Origin of the sequence: Maridesulfovibrio salexigens DSM 2638 (assembly GCF_000023445.1) — a bacterium.
In the GTDB taxonomy this organism is placed as follows: domain Bacteria; phylum Desulfobacterota; class Desulfovibrionia; order Desulfovibrionales; family Desulfovibrionaceae; genus Maridesulfovibrio; species Maridesulfovibrio salexigens.
This window is the reverse complement of the sequence record NC_012881.1, coordinates 2,992,260-3,016,062: the sequence shown is the minus strand read 5'-3', so window position 1 is coordinate 3,016,062 and position 23,803 is coordinate 2,992,260. Positions and strand designations below refer to the sequence as shown.

At 46.0% G+C, this 23,803-nt stretch carries 16 protein-coding genes and 1 tRNA gene; 13 read left to right on the top strand and 4 right to left on the bottom strand.

Annotated elements, in window-relative coordinates:
* Window positions 1–6 precede the first annotated feature (6 nt).
* Entirely contained in the window at window positions 7–2,199 is a 2,193-nt protein-coding gene (locus tag DESAL_RS13865; RefSeq protein ID WP_015852607.1) for an ATP-binding response regulator, read from the bottom strand.
* A gap of 306 nt (window positions 2,200–2,505) precedes the next feature.
* Window positions 2,506–3,579: a site-specific integrase gene (locus DESAL_RS13860; RefSeq protein ID WP_015852606.1), complete on the bottom strand. Its 1,074-nt coding sequence runs from the start codon at window positions 3,577–3,579 to the stop codon at window positions 2,506–2,508.
* Window positions 3,580–4,014: 435 nt separating this feature from the next.
* Here DESAL_RS13860 and DESAL_RS13855 point away from each other — a divergent pair, with 435 nt between their 5' ends.
* The 5 genes from DESAL_RS13855 to DESAL_RS13835 are packed head-to-tail and all read left to right on the top strand — an operon-like array spanning window position 4,015 to window position 12,159.
* Window positions 4,015–5,661 (top strand): class I SAM-dependent DNA methyltransferase, encoded by a 1,647-nt coding sequence (locus tag DESAL_RS13855; RefSeq protein ID WP_015852605.1) that lies wholly within the window; start codon window positions 4,015–4,017, stop codon window positions 5,659–5,661.
* Window positions 5,654–6,901: a restriction endonuclease subunit S gene (locus DESAL_RS13850; RefSeq protein WP_015852604.1), complete on the top strand. Its 1,248-nt coding sequence runs from the start codon at window positions 5,654–5,656 to the stop codon at window positions 6,899–6,901. The genes DESAL_RS13855 and DESAL_RS13850 overlap by 8 nt, the downstream gene beginning before the upstream one ends.
* A complete protein-coding gene (locus tag DESAL_RS13845) occupies window positions 6,901–8,148 on the top strand; it encodes an FRG domain-containing protein (protein WP_015852603.1) in 1,248 nt (415 codons plus the stop codon). The genes DESAL_RS13850 and DESAL_RS13845 overlap by 1 nt, the downstream gene beginning before the upstream one ends.
* Entirely contained in the window at window positions 8,148–11,279 is a 3,132-nt protein-coding gene (locus DESAL_RS13840) for a type I restriction endonuclease subunit R (RefSeq protein ID WP_015852602.1), read from the top strand. The genes DESAL_RS13845 and DESAL_RS13840 overlap by 1 nt, the downstream gene beginning before the upstream one ends.
* Before the next feature lies 1 nt (window position 11,280).
* Window positions 11,281–12,159, top strand: a complete 879-nt coding sequence (locus tag DESAL_RS13835; protein ID WP_015852601.1) for a GIY-YIG nuclease family protein — start codon at window positions 11,281–11,283, stop codon at window positions 12,157–12,159.
* Window positions 12,160–12,274: 115 nt separating this feature from the next.
* Here the strand turns inward: DESAL_RS13835 and DESAL_RS13830 are convergent.
* Window positions 12,275–12,351: transfer RNA gene (locus tag DESAL_RS13830), tRNA-Pro, on the bottom strand.
* A 352-nt stretch (window positions 12,352–12,703) separates the two neighbouring features.
* Between DESAL_RS13830 and DESAL_RS13825 the strand changes: the two genes are divergently transcribed.
* The 7 genes from DESAL_RS13825 (at window position 12,704) to DESAL_RS13795 (ending at window position 21,632) form a co-directional block, all read left to right on the top strand.
* Window positions 12,704–13,753, top strand: a complete 1,050-nt coding sequence (locus tag DESAL_RS13825) for a protein-glutamate methylesterase/protein-glutamine glutaminase (protein WP_015852600.1) — start codon at window positions 12,704–12,706, stop codon at window positions 13,751–13,753.
* A gap of 60 nt (window positions 13,754–13,813) precedes the next feature.
* Window positions 13,814–15,742: a HEAT repeat domain-containing protein gene (locus DESAL_RS13820; RefSeq protein ID WP_015852599.1), complete on the top strand. Its 1,929-nt coding sequence runs from the start codon at window positions 13,814–13,816 to the stop codon at window positions 15,740–15,742.
* A complete protein-coding gene (locus DESAL_RS13815) occupies window positions 15,743–16,621 on the top strand; it encodes a CheR family methyltransferase (protein WP_015852598.1) in 879 nt (292 codons plus the stop codon).
* 41 nt (window positions 16,622–16,662) lie between these two features.
* The gene (locus DESAL_RS13810; RefSeq protein ID WP_015852597.1) at window positions 16,663–17,481 is read left to right on the top strand and encodes a ParA family protein; all 819 of its coding nucleotides are present in this window, start codon (window positions 16,663–16,665) and stop codon (window positions 17,479–17,481) included.
* Window positions 17,468–18,166 (top strand): chemotaxis protein CheW, encoded by a 699-nt coding sequence (locus tag DESAL_RS13805; protein WP_015852596.1) that lies wholly within the window; start codon window positions 17,468–17,470, stop codon window positions 18,164–18,166. The genes DESAL_RS13810 and DESAL_RS13805 overlap by 14 nt, the downstream gene beginning before the upstream one ends.
* Window positions 18,159–18,527, top strand: a complete 369-nt coding sequence (locus DESAL_RS13800) for a response regulator (protein ID WP_015852595.1) — start codon at window positions 18,159–18,161, stop codon at window positions 18,525–18,527. The genes DESAL_RS13805 and DESAL_RS13800 overlap by 8 nt, the downstream gene beginning before the upstream one ends.
* 87 nt (window positions 18,528–18,614) lie before the next feature.
* Complete coding sequence (locus tag DESAL_RS13795) at window positions 18,615–21,632, top strand: chemotaxis protein CheA (protein WP_015852594.1); 3,018 nt, start codon at window positions 18,615–18,617, stop codon at window positions 21,630–21,632.
* 124 nt (window positions 21,633–21,756) lie between these two features.
* On the opposite strand, the gene DESAL_RS13790 is transcribed toward DESAL_RS13795, so the two are convergent.
* Entirely contained in the window at window positions 21,757–22,734 is a 978-nt protein-coding gene (locus tag DESAL_RS13790) for a hypothetical protein (RefSeq protein WP_015852593.1), read from the bottom strand.
* Between the two features lie 207 nt (window positions 22,735–22,941).
* Here DESAL_RS13790 and ybgF point away from each other — a divergent pair, with 207 nt between their 5' ends.
* A complete protein-coding gene (gene ybgF / locus DESAL_RS13785; RefSeq protein WP_015852592.1) occupies window positions 22,942–23,793 on the top strand; it encodes a tol-pal system protein YbgF in 852 nt (283 codons plus the stop codon).
* Window positions 23,794–23,803: the final 10 nt, after the last annotated feature.

Below are 23,803 nucleotides of genomic sequence, written 5' to 3'. Positions count from 1 at the left end.
TCTTCCTTAGGAATTAATTTTCACAGGAACTTTCATACAAAAGGTTGTACCAATCCACCTAATTGATTTAACAAGCAGAAGGTCTCCGCCAATAGATCGCAGTAGGTTGCGGGATAGGTAGAGCCCCAGTCCAACTCCATCAATGCCGCGAGTGCTACTACGTGCAGTAAATAAATTTTCTCTAGTGTCACTCTTGATTCCTGGTCCATTATCTTCAATATAGATATGTAAAGGCCTTTGGGGATCATCTTCGAAATGAAATTCAACTGTAACCGTTATTGTTCCCCAACAATCTTTATCAAGGTGGTCAATAGCATTTGTCAGGATGTTTAATAGGGGCTGCTCAATTGGTGTTGGAGCTATGCTTGTGGTTAGATTTGTATTAGGAAGTTCAGTGATAATTCTTATTTCTTTTTCTAGAGCAGATGATTTTATTAATTTAATTACTCGCTTAATGTTGGTTCTCGCTCTAAATTTTTCTCGTCTTTCAAGTTGAATGTGGGCCAAATTGGCTTTTGCTGTTCGTTCAAGAGTTTTCGCGCTGACAGCAAGCATTCTGAGATCTTCTTGTAATTCCATTATCTCTGTTTTTGATAATGAACTAATGCGTTTTGCCTTTGCTCTCAGTCTGACGGAACTTTGTACAATTGGCGATGCAACACCTCTAATTTCATGCAAACTACTTGCAGCGACCCGTCCCATTGCAGCAAATGTTTCAGTTTCATCTAAATATCTTGTCAATTGCAACCAATCAACTAGGTCTAACATTCTGGATTGGTTGTGTTGAATTTTTGAAATTTGTGTTTTCGAAAATTCTTTTTTGCTATAACAAACGATGCATCTATCGGTTTTTCCGTCGACTTCCAATGGCCAGGCAAGAACGTGCTTTGCTTCTTTGGGCGCACATTTCTCCAGTGCCCCAGATTTGTATAGAGGCAAAGCTATAGGCGTCCCTGAAGAAGTTGCAGTTCGAATAGCTGTGTGTTGGCATGATGGTTGTAACATTAGCATGTCCTCTCTAAGTAAGTTGAACCATGCTCGAATAGAGAATTTCCTTTTCCATTCTTCAACACACCATAAGGCAGCGCAGCTTCCAATATCTTCACACAGTTCACCCAAAAAACGGTTTACTTTGCAAAGAACTTCATCGGTCCGTGTACTATTTTTCCATATTGGGTCAAATACTTGTGAGTCCGAGTATTCGGGTTGCTCGCCAGATACTAGCCAATTCATTAGATTGTCGCATGAAAGTGGTTTTTGTAAGTACCCCCAAGAATTTAGTTTTTCGCTTTTTATGTCTGTGTATGCTACTGCTGTCATTATGCTGACAGGTATAGGAATGTTTTTAAGAAATGATCTGATTTGTTTGAAATAAGGACTTTGGTCTAACTGATAGTCGAGTAATATGTGAGAAAAAGAATGTTTGTTCAGTCTTAGTTTTACGTCTTCAGGTGTTCTGCATATCATAGAAGTAGCGCCTAGACTTTTGAGCCATAGCATCAATTCTCTTGTAAAATCGTGGTCGTCATCGATAATTAATACAGAACAGTCTTTTAATGTTTTTGTGTCATCTGAGGTGATGGCATCATCTTTGTTTTGTGCAGGCTGAGGGAGATGCTCTGTCCTATCGGACTCATTTAACATCTTTTCTCTATATTCTAGCTCCTTATCTTCTAATTCCTCCAACAGCTCATTCACACTTATTTTTATTAGGATATTACCAATGTCTATTTCGCATATTTTCCCTTTAACTAGGTCTCCAATTAATAAAAAATCGGAAATATCGGTGCCAAAATTTGGAATATCTTTAATATCTAAGCGTGCTTCTAGTCCGGTATATGGATGGTCAAGTCTTATTATTGCAGTTTTATATCCATGATAGTTTACAACAGTTCCACCAACAATTTCTCCTCGTTTGACTATGTTTGTAAACCATGGATTGTCTTCAACTGCTAGGAGTAGGCTTGCGTACCACAGCCCTCCTGAATTTAATTTGGGGGATAGTAAAAATACTGTGACTTCTTGCCCAATTTTTAGTTCATCTATACAAAAATTGTCTGGACAGTTGTCACTACTTATTCTTGCGGAATCAGCTCTTATACTGTTGGGGTTCAACTTTATATGAAAAACGCCAATATCCTTTTGTACAACTCGGCCTGATACTAGCCTATCATTTGGGGCAAGTGTCGTATAATCCATCACCTCTCCTGTTCTTAGGAGTAGGTAATTATATCAATAGTTTGATTATTGCAATACGTAATGTGATAGTAATGCGGTATAAAAGTGTTGGCTAGATAGTTTTGGATGTGACTGAATGGTCGTTATGGAAATTATGAATTGTGCTTTTATGGTAAATTTGTTTTCTTGCTACTTATAATGAGTGAGAAAATATCTGGTAGTGTTTGAGCGTGTCTGAGCTGTTTGTACTTAGGGTAAAGGTTTGCCTTGGAGACTCCTGGCAGAAATGGAGTGTAATAAATCACTTAGTCCACAATAAATCTTAATTTATCGACCGTTTCCGGAATCAAAAGAGAGTGACGTTCTGGTCATTCGTTGCCCAACAGGCTCATTCAATTTTACTTTCCTAGCTGCCTTTACCTCAACTAATCCACGGCCAGTATGACCGGTCGCCTGTTTGGCCATACCATAATATGCCTGTGAGCGATCTGATGAATGCCCCATGGCCAGGGCTATCTTTTCTGGATTATATCCCGCAGCCTTGAGATCTGCTGACAGCGCATGTCTATGAGTATAGAGGCTTACTTTATTCTTCCATTTGCTACCAAGAGCTTTCTCCACTGCTTTGCTATGGCTTTTCCGTAGTGCTTGTTGAGAATAAGGCTGTAGCCATATGTCTGACCCTCCTGCGGCTTGTACAGACTCATAAACCATATACGCGAATTCATCTTGTTTCGGATTGAAAACCATTTCTCGCCATGGTTGGCCAGCAAAGTTCGTAATTTTGGCTCCTTCAATTTTCACGTGTAGGAATCCATCAATGTTTTTGAGTGAAACGCCATTTTGAAGTTCTGATGGGCGAAGGCCTGTCAGAGCTAAAAGAGTATACGAGAAGGTATGATGGTCAGGCAGTTCTTCTAATATTTTAAATTGCCATTCTCTATCTGGAAATTCTTTATTAAGTTTTCCTACAAATCTACGTTTGCTGTGCTTCTTAGAAGAAATTTCTGTTGCTACAGCAGGGTGGGCTGCCCCAAGTTTTTGCCTGAATCTTTGGCGTTCATAATCAGGGGCTTGTTTTAAAAGGCGTGCACTCTCTATGTATGCTTTAGCTTTAAGCGCGTTTCCATAAGCAAAGTCGCCAGCATTTGAAAGTTCCTCTGCTTGTTTTAAGTATGAAAGGAGTCTCTCAGCACATCCGAATTGGTAGGCTGCCTTTAGAAGTCTATATCGACTTTTGGAAATAGGGGTGCCTTTCTTAAAAGCCGAAAGTGAACGATATTCTTGGGGAGTGTGATTTTCTAGAAGTTTTATTGCTCTCCGATAGTCTGTCAAAGTTCGTGGAGAACGTCTTTTTGAAGTTATTTTTTCGCTTAGTTCAACAGCATAATCAAAGTTCATGACTAACTCCTAAATATACCCCCTCACCTATGCTCTTTCACTGCGTTACAGAGCTTCCTCTCCCCTTTCCTTCGGGGTGAGAGGAGTGTGGGGATTTCATATTGATTTCGGCCTTTTTTGCGCCAAAATTGCAAAGCCAATTTTCTCACACAAAAAGCACCAAATCAATATGAAATCCCTATGTTCGCGCAACCTGAATATTCAGGTTGCGCGAACATTTAAAACCGAGACGGAGGCGACGCTTCGCATGTCGCTTTGTTGAGTAGATAGGTTTTCATCTTTTATAGAAATTTTCCGATGGCATTTGCGGCCTCCATCTGATAATCGTAATCCCGCATTTAGTTTGATATTTTTTAATGGTTTTGTCATAGAACCTTGGAATCGAATCTGTGCCTAATCATCATAAATTATGAAATCAAAGAAAATAGGTAAATAATGACCACTGCCGAACAACATAAGTTTTTTAAAGACCTCGATAAACGACTCTGGGATGCGGCCTGCAAGCTGCTTCCTTCCCTTGATGCTGCTGTTTATAAGCACGTTGTGCTAGGTTTAGTGTTTTTGAAGTATGTCGGCGACAGCTTTGAACAGAGAAAGTACGAACTGCTGAAGAATTTTACCAACCCGGATCATGAGTATTTCCTTGAGGACGATGAAGATCCTATGGAGGAAATCGAAGAGCGGGATTATTACGTCGAAGAGAATGTTTTCTGGGTTCCTGAGTCCGGTAGATGGGTAAATCTTATGGATTGCGCGAAACTGAATCCCGGTGAACCCTTACCGTGGGGAGATAAGACATTCAAAAGCGTTGGTGCGCTTATCGATGATGCTATGACTGCCGTTGAGAAGGAGAACCCAGTACTCAAAAACGTACTAAACAAGGATTACGCCAGACTTGAAGTTCCGGACGGAAAGCTCTCTGAAGTAATGGATCTTATCAACAGCATCCCGTTTGAGCATGAATCGCTTAAGTCGAAGGATATCCTTGGGCATGTGTACGAATATTTTCTTGGCGAGTTCGCTGCTGCGGAAGGTAAGAAAGGTGGACAGTATTATACGCCGAAGTCCATTGTTAACCTGATCACCGAAATGTTGCGTCCTTATAAAGGGCGAATTTATGACCCTGCTTGCGGTTCCGGTGGTTTCTTTGTTTCCAGTGAAGAGTTTGTTGAAACCCACACGCACAGACCTGCGGATCTGGCTATTTACGGTCAGGAGTCCAACCCCACCACTTGGAGACTGGCAGCAATGAATATGGCTATCCGAGGTATTGAGTATGACTTTGGTAAAGAGCCTGCCGATACTTTTACCAACGACCAGCATGGAACTATGCGTTTCGACTACATTATGGCGAACCCTCCGTTCAACCTCAAAGGTTGGGGGGCGGATAGTCTTGCTAACGATGTGCGCTGGAAATATGGCTTGCCACCAGATAACAACGCTAACTTCGCGTGGATGCAGCACATGATTCATCATCTTAGCCCTAAAGGTAAGATGGGATTGTTGCTGGCGAATGGTTCCATGTCGTCAGCAACAAGCGGTGAAGGTGATATCAGGCGCAAAATTATTGAAGATGATTTGGTCGAATGTATTGTTGCTCTTCCGGGCCAGCTTTTTACTAACACTCAGATTCCGGCCTGTATCTGGTTTCTGAATAAGGATAAGTCCAACGGTCAGAACATCGAAGACCTCCGTAATCGTACAGGTGAGGTTTTGTTCATCGATGCTCGCAATTGTGGGTACATGCTTGATCGTGTCTTGAGGGATTTTCATCCAGAGAAGGACATCCAGCGTATAGCCCATACCTTGCTTAGTTGGCAGGTGGGTGAAAAGTCCGCCGTTAAGTATGAAGATGTTCCCGGCTTCTGTGCTGCTGTAACTTTGGATGATATCCGCAAACATGACTATGTGCTTACGCCCGGTCGGTACGTTGGGGCTGAAGAGATTGAGGATAATGGGCCTCCGTTTGAAGAGAAGATGGGCGAGTTGAGTACTAGTCTTTATGAGCAGATGAGAGAAGGCGAGCGTTTGGACAAGCTTATTCGTGAGAATTTGGCGATTTTGGGGTTTGGGGATGAGTAAGCAGAGAAAATGGCGGGATACTATTTTTGAGAACCTTGTTTTATTGCAGCGTGGTATTGACTTACCGCAGTCTCAACGACGAGTTGGAGACATTCCCATCCTTGGATCTTCTGGAGTGACGGGATATCATAATGAATCCAAAGTGGCTGGGCCAGGAATCACTGTTGGGCGAAGTGGGGCTTCGATTGGTGTCGTGACGTATAGTGATATAGATTTTTGGCCACTTAATACGGCGCTGTATGTGAAGGATTTCCGTGGTAATCATCCTCGGTTTGCATATTATTTTTTGAAGCAGTTTGATTTCAAACGCTACAACTCTGGAAGTGCTCAGCCTTCCCTCAATAGGAATTTTGTCCATCCAACAAAGATACGAATTCCCCCCCTCAAAACCCAGCAAGCGATAGCTCATATTCTCGGCACCATAGACGAAAAAATAGACCTAAACCGCCGCATGAACGAAACCCTCGAAGCAATGGCACAGGCTATCTTCAAAAGCTGGTTTGTGGATTTTGATCCGGTCAAAGCTAAAGCGAGGGGCGAACAGCCTGTGGGGATGGATGCTGAGACAGCGGCTTTGTTTCCTGATTCGTTTGAGCCTTCGGGGTTGGGAGAGATTCCAAGGGGGTGGCGAGTCTCTGAGGTTGGAAAAGAAGTCATCGTGAAGGGCGGTGCAACACCCAGCACAAAGAACCCTCTGTTCTGGGACGGTGGGAGTTTTTGTTGGGCTACACCTAAGGACTTGTCTGCTTTAGAATCACCTGTCTTGCTTGATACAGCGCGTAAGATTACCGAGGAAGGTGTAAACAGAATTAGTTCGAAATTATTGCCTAAGGGAACCCTTCTCATGTCCTCCAGAGCTCCTGTTGGCTACTTGGCTATTGCTGAAATTGATACAGCCGTTAATCAAGGTTTTATAGCCATGGAATGTAGTAAGTCCTTGAACTGCATGTATATGCTTTTCTGGTGTAAGGAGAATATGGAGACTATTAAAAGCAATGCAAACGGTTCGACTTTTCAAGAGATTAGTAAAAAGAATTTTAAGCCCATTTCTATAATTGTGCCTGAGGAGTTGGTACTTAATAAATTTGAATCTGCTATATCACCGCTATATAGGAAGATAGTGTCAAATTTGAAGGAAAGACAAACTTTGACATCTCTTCGCGACACTCTGCTCCCAAATTTGATTTCAGGCGAACTCTCAGTGGCAGAAGTTGAGAGGAAACTGGAGGCTGAACTCTGATGAGTGACTACTTCGATAGAAAACCGGGCAATGAAATTCCTGTTTGGAAACCGGGTACAGAGATCAAATTTGAGATTACTGCTGACAAGATTAGTGGAAGAATTCCGGTCGTTCGCCTTGAGAGTTGGGAAGATTTTACTCCATTTGTCTCAACTGATTTTTTCAATGATTCCAGTGTGGAATATATCTTTCGTGGTCAAAGAAGGTATAGTTGGGGATTAACCCCTTCCCTTGCTCGTAATAGTGGCAATGGGATTGTTACTCAAGATTTGAAAAGTCGACAGTTTGAAGCATTTAAAAAAGCAGCAAGGGGACGATTGCTGGATAGTAATATCGTCGAAGAAGAGGATGAATTATGGGCAATCGGTCAGCATTACGGCTTGAAAACGCCTTTGCTTGATTGGACGTATTCACCGTATGTCGCCTTATTCTTTGCCTTTTCAAAGCAGGATTCGTCGTCTGAAACAGATAACCCGTACAGGGCAGTCTACATCCTGAATAAAACGTTTATCGAAGATGACGATGATGTCCCCGATATTCGAGTACTTGAACCGAAGAAGGACGATCACGGCAGGCTTGTTAATCAGGCTGGCCTTTTCACTTTTTCCCCTGATGATGCGACAATTGAAAATAAGCTGACTGAAGTTATTACTGCTGAAGATTTCATGGTTAATGGACATCCATATTCAGGGCTAAGTCCAGATGAAGAGCCAGATGCATTGGCTAAGTATATTTGCAAGGTTTATATTAAAAATGAGAATCAGCAGGCATGTGTTAAGCATTTAAGACGGATGAACGTCCATCATGGAAGTCTATTTCCTGATCTCATCGGAGCTTCAGAATACTGTAACTTGCTTATAGATGAAGCTACGATCATAAGGCCGGAGCCAATTTCTAACGCTTCAGATTTTGTTGTCCCGGTTATAAAGTATCCCGTTGATCCTATTACAAATGAACCTGTTGGGCAGGAAGCAGCAGCTGTTCGATCGTTGTTGATTCAGAGTATTTTGGGGGTTGGATACTATACTGTGGAACAGATCGAAGATTTAGCCGAAAAACTTTCCAATACGCTTGAAGAGTATAAAGTTACTGATTGGCAGCACAAAGATTCTGTCCATGCTCGATTTAAAAACATTACCCGTACCATGCTACGAAATCACAATGTTCCTGAAGAGTATAGAACTCCTGTTGTTGAACAAATTGTCGATGTCATGATCCGAGAAGACGAGAACAAGGAAGAACAATAATGATCAATGAAGCCGCACTGGAAAAGCTAGCCATAAGCTGGTTTGAGGATGAAGGATACGAAAATCACCACGGCCCGGACCTGAACCCGGAATCCGACGGCAGCGGTGAGCGGTCCAGTTTTGATGATGTGCTGCTTCTATCCCCCCTTCGTTCTGCCGTCTCCTGCATCAACCCACAGCTTCCTTCCTCGGCGGTTGATGATGTTATCCACCAGCTTACAACCCTTTCCCATCCTGTATCAGTTAAAGCCAACCAATTGTTCCACCGCTTGCTACGCAACGGTCTGGATGTGTCGTACAAAAGAGATGGCGAGACCATAGCTGATAAGGCTTTTCTGATTGATTTTCAGGAATGGCAGAACAATATATTCTGGGTTGTGGATCAACTGACTTTGCAGGGCACCAAGGATAAACGGCGACCTGATTTGATTGTGTATGTGAATGGCTTGCCGTTGGCTGTGATTGAGCTGAAATCTCCGGTTGATGATTCCGTCGGTGTGGATGAAGCTTTCAATCAGTTGCAGACCTATAGGCATGAGCTGCCGGACCTCGCCATGTTCAACGAGGCTTTGATTGCATCTGACGGGATCAAGGCACGTGTAGGTTCGCTGACCGCAAGCCGTGAATGGTTTCTGCCGTGGCGTTACCGTAAATCAGAGGATGATCGCCCTTCATTTGAATATGAGCTTAAAAACGTTGTCGAAGGCTTTTTTGACCGGAAGCTGTTTCTTGAATATGTGCGCGATTTTGTTCTGTTTGAGTCGGATGATACCAGCACAATTAAGAAGATTGCCGGATACCACCAGTTCCACGGGGTGCGTCATGCGGTGGAGGCAATTGTTCAGGCGTCATCTGCTGCGGCATCGGATGAACAGCGAGGGCGCGGGGGCGTCATCTGGCACACTCAGGGATCGGGAAAGTCGATTTCTATGTGTTGCCTTGCCGGAAAGCTGATCCGCCATCCTGAGCTTACTAACCCAACCTTAGTGGTGGTGACCGACAGGAACGATCTGGATGGTCAGCTTTACGAGACTTTTTGTAAGGCCGGAGACCTGTTGAGCGATACCCCTGTACAGGTGGAAGACCGCACATCGCTGCGAAAGGTGCTTAATGAGCGGCAGTCCGGCGGGATAATTTTTACCACGATCCAGAAATTTTCACTCAGTGACGGTGAAACTGTATTTCCCGCTTTGTCGGATCGGCGCAATATTATTGTTATTGCTGATGAGTGCCACCGTTCGCAATATGGCTTCCAGTCTAAGCTCGACGAGAAGAAGGGAGCTTTCACTGTTGGGTATGCTCAGCATATCCGGGATGCGCTTCCGAATGCGACTTTTACCGGATTTACCGGAACCCCGGTTTCGCTGGAAGATAAGGATACGCAGGCGGTATTTGGTGAGTACGTCAGTATCTATGATATCGAACAGGCCCAGCAGGACGGGGCTACTGTTCCGCTGTTCTATGAAAGTCGGCTGGCAAAGCTGGATCTGAACAAGGAAGAGCTGCCAGTCATCGATGATACAGTTGATGAGCTAACCGAAGATGAGGAAAGCGCACAGGCTGAACGTACCAAGGGGCGTTGGGCAGCACTTGCGAAGCTTGTCGGTTCTGAGCCAAGGCTTAAGCAGATTGCAGAAGATTTGGTGCAGCATTTTGAAGCACGGTTGCAGGTCATCGACGGCAAGGCCATGATTGTCTGCATGAGCCGTGAAATCTGCGTGAAGATGTTTGATGCGCTAACAGCTATTCGTCCTGAATGGACCGGATCAAAGATGAGTGACGGCACTTATGATCCTGCGGACGGAGGCATAAGAATTATTATGACCTCGAATGCTGCTGATCCTGAATCTATGCAGAATCACAGTTATAGCAAGCAGCAGAAAAAGGCACTTGAGAAGCGGTTTAAAGATCCTGCCGATCCGTTAAAAATAGTAATTATCCGTGATATGTGGCTGACTGGGTTTGATGCTCCGTGCGCCCATACCATGTACATCGATAAGCCCATGAAGGCTCACAACCTGATGCAGGCCATCGCTCGTGTTAACCGCGTGTTCAAGGGTAAGCCGGGTGGATTGGTTGTAGACTATATAGGCATTGCAAGTGAGCTTAAAAATGCGCTTCATACTTACACAAATAGCGGTGGGCGTGGTGGTAGGCCGACAATTGATGTGACCGAGGCTTTGTTTATTTTGAAAGAGAAGTTGCAGGTCGCCCGTGATATTTTCCATGAGTTCGACTATTCGGAGTATGCCACCAAGGCCGTGGAACTACTGCCGTCTGCCGCTGATTATGTAGTTGCCAACGAGAACCGCAAGAAAGAGTTTTTTGATGTCGTGGTCGCCATGACACGCGCACAGGCCCTATGTGGCACTCTAGACGAAGCTGTGGCGTTTCGGGATGAGATCACGTTCTTTCAGGCCGTGAAGATGTTTATCTCCAAGGCCACTAAGCCGAAGAAGAAGTTGTCGCAGCAGGAAAAGGAAGCTGTTCTGAATCAATTGCTGGCAAAGGCAGTTGTTCCTGAAGGTGTGGACGATATTTTCGCTTTGGCTGGACTTGATAAGCCTGACATCTCGATTTTATCAGATGAGTTTCTGGAAGACGTGCGTCATATGGAGCACCGCAATCTTGCCGTTGAGCTGCTACAAAAGTTGATTAATGACGAGGTCCATTCAAAGTCCCGCAGAAACGAAACACAGCGTAAGAAGTTCTCAGAGAGGCTTAAAGCGTCACTTACAAAATATCGTAACAGGGCCATTGAGACAGCTCAGGTCATTGAAGAAATGATACAGCTGGCTAAAGAGCTGAACGAAGCCCTTAAGCGCGGAGAAAAGCTGGGGCTGAATTCGTCAGAAATAGCATTCTATGATGCGCTTGAGCTAAACGAGTCTGCTGTTCGTGACTTGGGTGATGAGGTGCTTAAAGCCATCGCCCGTGAGTTGACGCAGAAGTTAAGAAACAGCGTTACCGTGGATTGGCAGCATAAAGAGTCTGTACGCGCTAAAATGAGAAATCTGGTTCGCCGTATACTTAAGAGATACAAGTATCCGCCGGATGCACAGAAAGAAGCCGTAGAGAAGGTCTTGTCGCAGGCTGAAGAACTGGCGGATGAGTGGAGTGAGGAAAGTTAATATGTCTGCACAGAACTCATCCCCATATTCCATAAAAATGTTCTTGCCAGATGGTGATCCTGACGGCTTGCGGATTATTGAAAAGTCGAACTGGACAGGCGTTGGAGTTGTATTCACCCGTACTGGCTATAAGTCGGCTCTGAAACGGGATGAGTTTCAAAGGACCGGAGTGTATGTGCTAGTCGGATCTTCCGAAGATAGCAGCCTTCCGACTGTGTACATAGGTGAAGGCGATCCTGTGCGGCCGCGTATTGATAGTCATTATGCCAAGAAAGACTTCTGGAATTGGGGGGCTTTCTTTGTGACCAGCAATAGCAGCTTGAATAAAGCGCACGTCAAATACCTTGAAAGCCGTTTGATCCAGATGGCTAAAGAAGCCCGACAGTGCAATCTGGACAATTCGAATAGTTCCAGTCAGCCGAATCTGGCAGAAGCTGATGTGGCGGATATGGATAGCTTTATTCAGGATATGCTGAGTGTGTTCCCGTTGGTAGGGCTTTCCGTCTTTGAAGTCCCTGAGCAAGGCGAAGCAGATGAAAGACATTTCTTCAAGATCAAGGCCAAGGGGATCAAGGCACAGGGGTATGAGTCCAGCAAAGGCTTTGTGGTCCAGAATGGTTCCGAGTGCGTTCTTAAAGAAGTTCCGTCTATCCATGAATATCTTGTGACCTTGCGTAAGGATTTGCAGAACAAGGGAGTTCTTGCCGAGAATGACGGTAAGTATCTGTTCACGGCGGATTATGTTTTTACGTCTCCGAGCACTGCCGCTGGTGTAATTCTTGGCAGAAGCTCGAATGGTCGTATCTGCTGGAAGGATGAAGACGGAAAGACTTTGAAGCAGGTTCAGACTGACGGTATGGAAGGAATGCAAGAAAATTAAATTTTTGCTTAATTGGTCAGACGTTTGATTCTTATTTTTTCGCGCTACCTGTTAGCAATAGGTTAGCAAAAATAAAAGGGTTTACGAAGCTTGCTTCGTAAACCCTTGAATTATCTGGTCGGGATGAGAGGATTTGAACCTCCGGTCTCTGCGTCCCGAACGCAGCGCTCTACCAGACTGAGCCACATCCCGTCGTGAGATTGGGTATCTATCGAATCCTGAGATGCTTGGCAAGGAAAAAATTAAGAAAAAAAATAATTTCAAAAAGATTGCACATGAATTTTTATATTCTTGCACATAAACTTCCAATGTTTTAAAGTGATAAAAGTGTGAGTATTAAAATCTGTACTAAAAATCGATTTGTATGATTTTTTAGTGAAATTCAGGGAGTTTGTTGGACAAAAATACTCATATGTGACAAGTTTTATCTACGGTTGCGGTTCACTTTTATTTGAACGGCTGGGTTAATTCGAAAAATCGTCTTTGTATACAAACTGTTAAAGACTGAGCTGAGTAGACGCCGTAGAGAAAGGAGATCGGGTTAGTGATAAATGTCGTAGTTGTAGATGATTCCGCTTTCATGCGTAAAGCTATAAGCACCATGTTGCAGAAGGATCCCGGCATCAAGGTGGTAGCCACTGCGCGTGACGGGGAGGAAGGCTTAAGGGTTATCCGGAAGCATAATCCGGATGTGGTTACCCTCGATATTGAAATGCCCAAGATGGACGGTCTGACCGCGCTAAGGCATATCATGATGGAGATGCCTCGTCCGGTACTCATGGTCAGTTCCCTGACCACGGAAGGTGCCGAGGCCACCCTTAAAGCTATGGACCTTGGTGCTGTTGATTTTATTCCCAAACAGCTGTCAAAAGTTTCCCTCGACATTGTAAAAATTGAAAATGACCTGATCTCCAAGGTTAAGTCTGTTGCCAGACGAAAGATGCGCCCTGTGCCTCGTTTGCGCACAGCCGCTGCCGCTCGCAAGCCTGCTGTTCCGGTTCGGACTCCGCGCGGCAGGGCTAAGCGCGATGTGGTCGTTATCGGTGTTTCCACCGGTGGACCGCCGGCGGTTCAGAAAATTTTATCTTCTCTACCAAAAGATTTCCCGGCTGGTATCGTTATCGCTCAGCACATGCCGAAGGCCTTTACCGGACCTTTTGCTAACCGTCTTAACGGAGTCAGCCAGATTAAAGTCAAAGAAGCTGAGACCGGAGACAGGCTTTTGCCCGGTCATGCATTTGTTGCTCCCGGCGGTTCACATCTGGTGATTGACCAGAAGGTCAGCAGAATCGATCTGGTTGTAACACCCGAACCCAAAGAAGCCCTCTATAAGCCTTCTGCAAACGTGCTTGTCTCTTCGGTTGCCAAGGCTGTCGGACGCAGAGCTCTCGGAGTCATCCTGACAGGAATGGGTAACGATGGTCGCGATGGAATCAGGGAGCTCAAAAGCAAGGGCGGCAGGGCCATTGCGCAGAGCGATTCCTCCTGTGTTGTTTACGGTATGCCGAAAGCTATCGTTGATGACGGGCTTGCAGATGAGATCGTAGATATTGACGATATGGCAAATGCTATCATCAATAATCTTTACCTGTAATTTTTTTTAAAGACGCAACCGTGAGATGTCTTACGGATTTAAACAAAATGGGGACTTGAAATGACGGATTGTTCCAAGGTTCTTGAAGAACTGAAAAGTGACGATAATGAAGTCGTCCGTGAGGCCGCGTTTCAGGCTGGGGAGTTGAAATGTGCAGATGCCGTTCCTCTGCTGGCCGATCTTTTGAAGACCAGCCATCTGGGATTGCAGGAAGCCGCCGACCATGCTCTACGGAACATCGGCGGCAAGGGAGCTGTTCAGGCTGTTGTACCCCTGCTTAGATCAGATGATGCCCCGGTCAGGAACCTTTCCATGGATATTCTGCGTGAAGTAGGTGCGCAGGATTTTGCCTCCCTCGTGGAGCTGGTCCATGACGATGATCCTGATATCAGAATTTTCGCTACTGATATTTTGGGGTCTACCAACAGTTTTATGGCTGTGGAACCCCTATGCGATGCCCTGCTCAAAGATCCTGAGGTCAATGTCCGCTATCAGGCTGCAGTAAGCCTTGGCGATCTTGCCAACCCCGCTGCAGCCCGCTGCCTGAACAAGGCCATGCAGGATGACGAGTGGGTACAGTATGCTGTTATTGAAGCTCTTGCAAAAATCAAGCATTCCAGCTCTGTAGATGCGTTAGTCAAGGCTTTGAATACCAGTTCCGATCTTGTGGCCTCCATGATTGTGGATGCTCTTGGTGAGGTTGGTAATATTAAGGCTGTGACCATGCTGCTCAGGCATCTGGATAATAGTCCTACCGCTTTACGCAATAAAATCGTTAAGGCGATTGTCAGCATTCTCGGCGGTAAGTCCCTCAAGCTTCTTTCTGCAAGTGAGCGGGAAAAACTCCGCGAATATATGCTGGTGGCCTTAAAAGATGAAGACGAAGATGTGCAGGATGCTGCTATCTCCGGTCTGGGGTACGTTGGTGGTGAAAAAGCCACCGAAGAAGTGCTTAATCTTGCCAGCGAACTTGATCCTGACCGCGACCGCGATCGTCTTGCTGTAATAATTGGTGATCTTTCAAATATAGGCCTTAACGAGGCTTTGGTTGCTGCTGTAAACAGTGGTAATTTTAAAAAGGCGGCAATTGTTATCCAGATCCTTTCAAATCTGGAAGGTCCTGAAGTTTCAAAGGTCCTTATGGAGGCTTTTGGAAATGGAGACCGGGACATTAAACGGGGAATTCTTGAAGCTCTTGTCGGTAATGCCGGTGAGGAAGCCAAGGCGTTCTTTGAAAATGTTCTTGAAAACGAGCAGGACGGTTCTATGCTCAAGTCTGCTATCAATTTCCTTGGCGGTAAGCTTAAGGATGTTGATGCAATTGACGCTATTTTCGGGTTGCTTACTCACTCTTATGATGATGTTAAGGAAGCAGCCCTCAATGCCTGCGTTGCCATTGGCGGCGAGGATGTAAATCGGCGATTTGTTGAATTGTTCAACAGCGATGAGCCTATCGAAAGGCTGATGGCCGTGTTTGCCATGGGGCAGATTGATGCTCATGGTAACCTTGAACACATCAAGATTGCTCTAGAGGATGAAGTCCCTGATATCAGGAAGATTGCTCTCGAAGCTTTGCATGACTGCTCTGCTGATTCCGAAAGTATGTCACTCATTTTTTCAAGACTTCATGATGAAAATCGCGATGTTCGCTTGACTGTTATTGAGCTTCTGGGAAGCTGCTACACAGAACAAGTCATACCCTATATTATTCAGGCCCTTCAGGATGATGATGACTGGGTACAGATCAGAGCTGCAGAAGCTCTCGGGGAGCATCGTGAAGAAAGTGCACTGCCTCAACTTATAACAATGTTGGATTCTCCACATAAACTTGTGGTCCTTAAGGTGATTGAAGTATTAGGCGCCATTGGCGGAACTATGGCGTTTCAGGCTCTTCTGGAAGCGTCCAATTCCGACTCCGATCCCGAGGTTATTCAGGCCGCCGAAGAGGCCATTTTGAGAATTCAGGAAGAGCAAGGAGAAGGAGACTAGATGTCTTCTCTGTTTTCAAAGACAATATCGCTGCGGAAAGAGCTGAAAATCTCTGATTTGGAGTTCACTCAGCTCCGTGATTTCATTTATGATCAGGCAGGTATCTTTATTGCGGGTAACCGTAAATATCTGCTTGAAAACCGTCTTGCCAATCGCTTGAAGGAACTTAATCTCAAGAACTTTGGCGAGTACTATTATTACCTGCAGTATGATCCGGGTAAAAAGGCAGAGTTGAACAAGCTCTTCGAGGTAATCACTACCAACGAGACCAGTTTTTATCGCAACCCGCCCCAGCTGAAGGTTTTCCAGACCAAGGTATTACCTGCTGTTCTGGATGAACTGCGCAAGAAAAGGCGTAAGCGGCTGCGTATCTGGTCCGCCGGTTGTTCTACCGGTGAAGAACCTTACACCCTGTCCATGATCATTCATGACGTTCTTGGTCCCGAGCTTAGCAGCTGGGATGTCAAAATTACAGCGAACGACCTCTCTGAAAGGGTCCTTAAGTCCGCGCGCCGTGCTGTTTACAGTGAATATTCGTTGCGTACTACCCCCAAGGAGATCATAGCTAAATATTTTGATAAGGACGGCAAGCAGTACAAGGTAAAACCAAACGTTAAACAGTTGGTCAGCTTCGGCCAGATCAACCTTAGTGACCGCATGCAGGTCAGACGTGTTGAAAGGTCGGAAATTGTATTCTGCCGAAACGTTATCATCTATTTTGATGAAGCCATGAAGAAAAAGGTTATCAATGCTTATTACGATAACCTTGTTCCCGGCGGGTATTTGATTATCGGTCATTCTGAATCTCTGCATAATATCACCAGAGCATTCAAGCCGGTACACCATCCGGGTGCGATTATTTACCAGAAGCTGGAATAATACCGGTCTGCGGTTAAATTTATATAAATCTGCGGGCTGATATGGAAAACATTAATATTAAGCAGTCGGACGGGGCTGCATCATTGGCGAAGGTTTATGCCATCGCCAACCAAAAGGGAGGTGTAGGCAAAACGACCACGGCTCTGACTCTTGGGGAGGCTTTGACCAGGGAAGGGAAAAAAGTACTGGTCATTGATCTTGATCCCCATGCGAATGCCTCGGTCCATATGTCTTACTTCCCTGAAACCGTCACAACCTCGGCTCATGATCTGTTTTTTGATGATGCGGATTTTAAGAGTCTCTGGGGCAAGATAGTCAAAAAACGCGAATGGGTGGGATTTGACTTTGTTCCGGCCAGCATTCGTTTATCGGAACTGGAGGTTGACCTTAAAGACAGAAAGAATAAGGGCATGGTCCTCTCCAATTCATTGGATGAGGTTAAAGAGTATTACGACTACATACTCATTGACTGTCCGCCCCATGTGGGAGTGCTGCTGGTTAACGCCATTGTGGCAGCGGACATTGTTCTGATCCCTATTCAGACTGACTTTTTAGCTCTTTATGGTATCCGTTTGCTCTTTGATACGATCAAGATTTTAAATAAGGTGCTTCCCAGTCCTGTTAAGTTCAGGGCTTTGCCTACTATGTATGACGGTAGGGCCGGGGCATGCAGGAAGATTTTGAATCTGATCAGGAGAAAGTTGGGCGATAAGGTTTTCAGTACCGTTATCCACATGGATACCAAGTTCAGAGAGGCCTGCGCCAGCGGTAGGATTATTTTTGATGTTGATCCTAAAACGCGTGGCGCTCAGGAATATATGCAGTTGGCAAGAGAGATAGTCAGAAATGAAAACGCCTGAAGAATATTTTGTTGAAAACGTGAACCTGCCCAGTGAAGAAAAGCAGGACGGCGGATATACTGATGCCGAACAAGCTTTCATGGATAAATATATGGGCATTGGCGGGCAGGCTGCGTTTAACAGTCTGGATCGGGTTGAACCCCGTGGTGGCGCTGCCATTCCCGGATTAGGTTCCGGCCCGGTCGATGATTACGGGGGAGAAGGAAGCTCCGCTGACTTTGAGGAGAAGCTCAAGGAAGAGGATGAAATCCAGCTCGTCAGTTTTGTTGTCGGAGACCGGGAATATGGTTTGCCGATCATGGTCATTCAGGAAGTTGTTAAAAAAATTCCTGTGACGTTGCTACCCGCTGCTCCGCGTTTTATGCAGGGGATCATCAACCTCAGGGGACGGGTTACCCCGGTTCTTGATTTGAGGCATCTGCTGCATGACGGAATGGGCGTACAGGATAAATTTGTCGTTATTTGCAGACATAAAGGATTGCAGATCGGGTTGGCCATCAGTGCGGTTAGAACAATGTACCGTGCATATAAGAAGGATCTGGTTTGGGGAGTGGAATCAGAAGTGGGTGTGAGTTCTGATTTTTTGCTTGGCCTCTACAAAAATGGTGAAAAACTGGTCAACATTCTTTCCGTGGATCGACTGGTAGAACAAATTTTAAAGAGTGAAGGAGAGGGAAATGCCTAAACATATTCTGATAGTGGACGATTCAAAGACTGTAAGGAACCTCGTCGCCTTCATCATGAAAAAAGAAGGGTTCAAGGTAACTACCGCGGAAGACGGCTTAGACGGCCTTGAAAAGCTTTACAGTCTGGACAAAGTTGATCTAATTATTTCCGATGTAAATATGCCGAGAATGGACGGGTTTACTTACATTAAAACAGTTCGCGAGCAGGATGCATATAAAGATATCCCCATTATTGTGCTCTCGACTGAAGGTCAGGAAAAAGATATTCAGACCGGCCTGAGTCTGGGAGCCAACCTTTATATGGTTAAGCCTGCCCAGCCTGAAAAGATGGTTAAGAATATTAAAATGCTTCTCGGATAATGTAATAGCGGCGCAGTCTACGAAGACTGTTTCCGGACTTGACTGCAACTGACCACTGCAGAAGAACTTTTAAGAAGGGGTCTCTAGATGAGCCAGGATTTCATGGATCCTGAAATTTTTGCGGATTTCATTATTGAAGCTAAAGAGCATCTCGAAACTATTGAGCCCAACCTGCTTGAGCTTGAGAATAATCCCGAGAACCTTGATCTTCTGAATGAAATATTCAGGCCAATGCACTCCCTCAAGGGGGCTTCGGGCTTTTTGGGGCTGAATATCATCAATGGCCTCGCCCATAGGGCGGAAAATATTCTTGACGAACTTCGGAAAGGAGAGATCGGGGTTACATCGGAAATTATGGATGTAATTCTTGCTGCCACCGATTTGTTGCGTCAGTTGATCGATAATCTGGATGAACTCGGCAATGAAGGTGAAGTTGATACTTCAATTACTATTGAAAGGATCGATGCCATCATGGCCGGAGAAACCCCGGAACCTTCCACCTCCCCTGCGGAGGAGGTTGCACCCGAACCGGAACCCGAACCGGAACCAGTTCTGGAAGAAGTAGATCCGGAACCTGAACCGGTTGAAGAAATTATTGAAGTTGAGACAGATTTGCCGGAGACCCAAATCGAGCAGGAGTCCAATATGCCAGAGCCAGGACGCAAGCAGGCTTTTCAGTTTGTAGCCATTGTTAATGAGGAAGCCGAGCCCTATAAGTTGACAACTGTAGGGGAAGGTCATCTGGCCGATTTTCTCGAAGAAGCCCATGAAATCATCGAGAATCTAACTAACGGGCTGCTTGAGCTTGAGCAGGACCCTGAAGGCAATGACGACCTCATCAACGATATATTCAGATATTTCCATAACCTTAAAGGCAATAGCGGTATTATTGGTTTCCGCGAGCTTAATTCGCTCACCCATGAAGCCGAGACCCTGCTGAATAAGGTTCGAAAAGGGGAAGTTGCAGCTACCCGTACCATGATTGATCTGCTTTTAGCTGTCGTTGATGGTATTGAGTCGCTGATTGCTCACGTATCCCCGAAAACAGGTGATGTTCAACCTTTGGATATTGATCAGCTCGTTTCGCCGCTTCAGGAAGCGGTTGAAAAGGGCGAGGTCGTTACCGCTGATCTTCCAGAAGAAGATGAAGTTGTTGAAGAAGCAGAAGTTGAACCTGAGCCTGAAGTTGAGCTGGAACCGACAGAAGAAGGACTGGATCCGGAAGATATTGCTATTTTTGAACAGACCGTCCATCAACAGGTCGATAATATTGAATTGGCCCTGAAAACTTTGGGCGAAGATGCCAGCCAAAAAGATTATATTGATGGACTCTACAGAAGCCTTGTTTCCATTCAGAATTCTGGTGGTTACATGGGCTTTGACGACTTGCGGGAATACGCAGAGAGAACCGCAGGACTTGTAGATCAGGCTCGCTCCTCTGACATGGATTTTGAGTTGATGCTTGACTTGCTGCGTCAGGAATGTGGAATTATTTCCGAAATGATTGATTCTGCTGTGAGTGATCTTAAAGGCGGAGCAGAGACTCCTGCTGAGTCCAAGCCAGAGCCTAAGCCAGAGCCTAAGCCAGAACCGAAGCCAGAACCGAAGCCTGAGCCTAAGCCAGAACCGAAGCCTGAGCCTAAGCCAGAACCGAAGCCTGAGCCTAAGCCAGAACCGAAGCCTGAGCCTAAACCTGAACCTAAGCCTGAGCCTAAACCTGAACCTAAGCCTGAGCCTAAGTCGGAACCGAAGCTTGCGCCTAAAGCGGAAGCCACCCCTAAAGCCGCAGCTAAGCCCGCGCCCAAGCCCGCAGCTAAGCCCGCAGCTAAGCCTGCAGCCAAGCCCGCAGCGAAACCTGCTGCCGGGGCACCGGTCAAGAGTTCCAAGCCCAAGGCTATGTCTACTATCAGGGTTGACCACCAGAAGCTTGATCATCTCATGAACCTTATTGGTGAGCTTATCATCAGCAGGGGCCGCTACACCATGCTGGCCCGTGGTCTTGAGGAAGGTCACCTTGAAGTTCCGGTCGTTGCCCAGCAGCTGACCGAGACAACATACGCTTTGTCCAGAATTTCTGACGACCTGCAGGACACTATCATGAAGGTCCGCATGGTCGCGGTTCAGACTGTATTTTCGAGATTCCCGCGTTTGGTTCGCGACCTCAGCCGTAAGAGCGGTAAGCGGGTCGAGTTGATAACCGAAGGCGAAGAGACTGAACTCGATAAGAGTGTTGTCGAAGAAATCGGCGATCCTCTCGTTCACCTGATCAGGAACTCTGTAGACCATGGCCTTGAACCTGAAGAAGAGCGTATCGCTAACGGAAAGACTCCTCAGGGGCATGTCTGGTTGCGTGCTTATCACAAGGGTAACTCTGTTGCCATTGAGGTTGAGGATGATGGTCGCGGAATTGATCCTGAAAAGATGCGTAACGTCGCCATCAAGAAGGGGGTTATTTCTCCGGAAGAAGCCCGCAACCTTGATGACCGCGAAGCCATTGAACTTATTTTTGCTCCGGGTTTTTCCTCCGCAGAAAAGGTTACTGACATTTCCGGTCGAGGTGTGGGAATGGATGTTGTACGTAACAACATCAAAGACCTTAAAGGTAGCGTCCACATTTCTTCCGAAGTAGGCAAGGGGTCCAAGTTTACCCTGACCCTGCCGCTGACCCTGGCGATTATTGATGCGCTTATGGTTCAGATTAACGGTGCAAACTACGCCATTCCTCTTGATGCGGTTTCTGAAACCACCAAGATTGAGGCGGAAAGACTTACTGAGGTCAACAACCGTAAAGCCGTTACCCTGCGTGGCGAGGTGCTTGGTATTGCCGAGCTTGCTGAACTGCTTGAGCAGCCTGTCAGCGATCCTGAACGTGAGGTTCTGCCTGTTGTTATTGTCCATGACAATGACCGCCGACTCGGGCTGGTTGTAGACAGACTGCTGGAACGTCAGGAAATCGTTATTAAGCCCCTTGGTAACTACCTCAACGGCTTTGATCTCAAAGGCGTTTCAGGTGCAACTATTATGGGTGACGGTAGCGTTGTTCTTATCCTTGATCCCCATGAGATCTACAGCATGGCAACAGTTAAGAGCGGCAGTATCCAGTAGCCTTCAGTTACACAAGATAAAAGTTAATCCCCCTGATGCTTGTGCTTCAGGGGGATTTTTATGAGCAATAAAAAAGGCTTCTACGATTAACGAAGAAGCCTTTTTTGTTTGTATATTGGCCGCTTTAAGACAGGCTCAGATATAAACTCATAGTTCCTGCCATGAGTGTCGCATGGGCGAGGATGACCAGAAGCGGAGCAAGGCCGAGTCCGATCTTGTGGCGCATTGGGGTTTCGCTTCTCCATGTAACTATCCATATTGCGCAGCAGATAATGGTCAGTAGCAGGGAGGTACCGAAGCTGATGGCTACAGGCAGGTTCTGATACAAAGTGGCAATATTGGGACCGCAGATGTAGTAGATTACACCGGCTGAAGCAGCCAGCTGCAGCAGGGAGGGAAATAATGCCCAGCGTGCAACCACCGGAAGAGTGAATTTGTAGTAATCGCGGCCGAAGTCGTCTTTGTTGCGGCGCAGCACAAGGTAAAGACCGGCGGCTGTAGCAGCAAAGGCAAGGGCCATGATCAGGTAGATTCCTGCCAGGCAAAGACCTGCTTTACCGGGAATCTGCTGGAAATGTGTGTAAAAGGGAACTGCCGGAACCGCAGGAGTTGGGCTTTCGATCTGCAAAGTGAAAAATTTCTGCATGATCACTGTGGCAACATGGATGGAGGCAACTCCGCCAAGCGCGCCAACTGTTCCGAGCACGATATGCAGGGGCTTGCTTTTTTTGAGTTTCTTCCAGCTGTATTTATAAGGAAGTAGGCCAGCCAGAGCGATTCCCAGAGTGATGTAAAACATCATTACCGGGGAAGCCGGGTTAATAAACCAATCCTTAAGCCATGGCATTTGGCGGCTGAAAAAAGCGGCAGCGCTTCCGAGGCAGATCGTAAAGAGCAGGTAAAGAACCAAGGTCAGTGCTGTGACCTGCTGAGCAAGTTTGTCGTAAAAAATCTTTTTGCGTGCCTTGGCCGTAATTTCAAGGATCACAGCCATGATCGGGGCACCGATAGCCGCAAGCGTGGCAAAGTCCACCAGAGCTTTAGGCAGCATCTGGGCACTCATCATTGCCGTGAGCCGAATGGGTTCCATGGGGATGTTCATATTTGCTTTCCTAAAATAAGGGTTTTAAAGACTTCTTTTGTGTGCACTTTTTGCCCTAAATTTGCACAGGACGCAAGGGTAGGGGCTGTCCATTATGTAAAAGGTTAGATATGCTTGCCAAATCTAATTAAGTGGCCTACTTTAATTTCGTTGAAACTTGAACCAAATTCACCAGTTAGATTCAACATGTCTTTCGGAGAATATTTGATGCAGTACTTACGAATCCTTCTTATTGTTGTTCTGGCCTTCGTTGTCAGCGGATGTTTTGCGGCAAAGCAGCCTGAAGAGCCTGTGAAACCCGCATGGGGCGGAAGCGAAGAGTGGCGCCTTAAAAGCCTTGAAGAAAATTTCTTACATTTCAAGGAAGGACTGCGCCAACAGAATGATCTGATTGAAAGCAATCACAAAGACACTACTGCTCAAATTGAAAAGTTGCAGGAGCGTATGACCGAGATGGACAGCACTCTTGCCGAGCTTAAGGAAAATCAGCAAAAGATGATGACTATGAAGGTCGAACAGGAAATTCCTGCTGAGGAAGCCGTTGTGACTGAAGAAGTTGTCATGGGTGGCAATAGCAGCAGCGAAGAAAAACCTTGGATGGTTGTTCCCGGTGAAGCCTCCGCAGCTGCTGGAGCAGCTCAGGTCGATCCCGCTAAGGCTGCTCCTAAGCCTGTCTCCTCTCTGAGCGGAGATGCTCTGTATCAGGAAGGTGTGCGGCTGGTGATGAACGATAATCCCGTGAAAGCCCGTGGCCTGCTGGAGCAATACCTTGCTCAGAATCCCTCTTCCAAGCTTGCCCCGAATGCTCTTTATTGGATTGGTGAGACATATTACTCCGAAAAAAGTTTTGCCCAGTCCATCCTCAAATTCAAGGAAGTGAGCAGACGTTTTCCCAAGGCAACCAAGGTTCCCGATGCTATGCTCAAGATCGGTTTGGCCTATGATAAGCTTGGCGATCGTGAAAACGCTGTTTTCTACCTGCGCACTTTGATTGAAGATTATCCAAAGTCTGCTCCCGCCAAAATAGGCAGGGAACGTCTGCGTGCAATCGAAGGTTAGTATCTTCAAC

What these genes read in the sequence shown, in the direction of transcription:
- DESAL_RS13865 (WP_015852607.1), bottom strand. Translation starts at nt 2,199, where the DNA reads ATGGATTATACGACACTTGCCCCAAATGATAGGCTAGTATCAGGCCGA.
- DESAL_RS13845 (WP_015852603.1), top strand. Translation starts at nt 6,901, where the DNA reads ATGAGTGACTACTTCGATAGAAAACCGGGCAATGAAATTCCTGTTTGG.
- DESAL_RS13815 (WP_015852598.1), top strand. Translation starts at nt 15,743, where the DNA reads ATGTCTTCTCTGTTTTCAAAGACAATATCGCTGCGGAAAGAGCTGAAA.
- DESAL_RS13810 (WP_015852597.1), top strand. Translation starts at nt 16,663, where the DNA reads ATGGAAAACATTAATATTAAGCAGTCGGACGGGGCTGCATCATTGGCG.
- DESAL_RS13805 (WP_015852596.1), top strand. Translation starts at nt 17,468, where the DNA reads ATGAAAACGCCTGAAGAATATTTTGTTGAAAACGTGAACCTGCCCAGT.
- DESAL_RS13820 (WP_015852599.1), top strand. Translation starts at nt 13,814, where the DNA reads ATGACGGATTGTTCCAAGGTTCTTGAAGAACTGAAAAGTGACGATAAT.
- ybgF (WP_015852592.1), top strand. Translation starts at nt 22,942, where the DNA reads ATGCAGTACTTACGAATCCTTCTTATTGTTGTTCTGGCCTTCGTTGTC.
- DESAL_RS13800 (WP_015852595.1), top strand. Translation starts at nt 18,159, where the DNA reads ATGCCTAAACATATTCTGATAGTGGACGATTCAAAGACTGTAAGGAAC.
- DESAL_RS13850 (WP_015852604.1), top strand. Translation starts at nt 5,654, where the DNA reads ATGAGTAAGCAGAGAAAATGGCGGGATACTATTTTTGAGAACCTTGTT.
- DESAL_RS13835 (WP_015852601.1), top strand. Translation starts at nt 11,281, where the DNA reads ATGTCTGCACAGAACTCATCCCCATATTCCATAAAAATGTTCTTGCCA.
- DESAL_RS13840 (WP_015852602.1), top strand. Translation starts at nt 8,148, where the DNA reads ATGATCAATGAAGCCGCACTGGAAAAGCTAGCCATAAGCTGGTTTGAG.
- DESAL_RS13790 (WP_015852593.1), bottom strand. Translation starts at nt 22,734, where the DNA reads ATGAACATCCCCATGGAACCCATTCGGCTCACGGCAATGATGAGTGCC.
- DESAL_RS13795 (WP_015852594.1), top strand. Translation starts at nt 18,615, where the DNA reads ATGAGCCAGGATTTCATGGATCCTGAAATTTTTGCGGATTTCATTATT.
- DESAL_RS13860 (WP_015852606.1), bottom strand. Translation starts at nt 3,579, where the DNA reads ATGAACTTTGATTATGCTGTTGAACTAAGCGAAAAAATAACTTCAAAA.
- DESAL_RS13855 (WP_015852605.1), top strand. Translation starts at nt 4,015, where the DNA reads ATGACCACTGCCGAACAACATAAGTTTTTTAAAGACCTCGATAAACGA.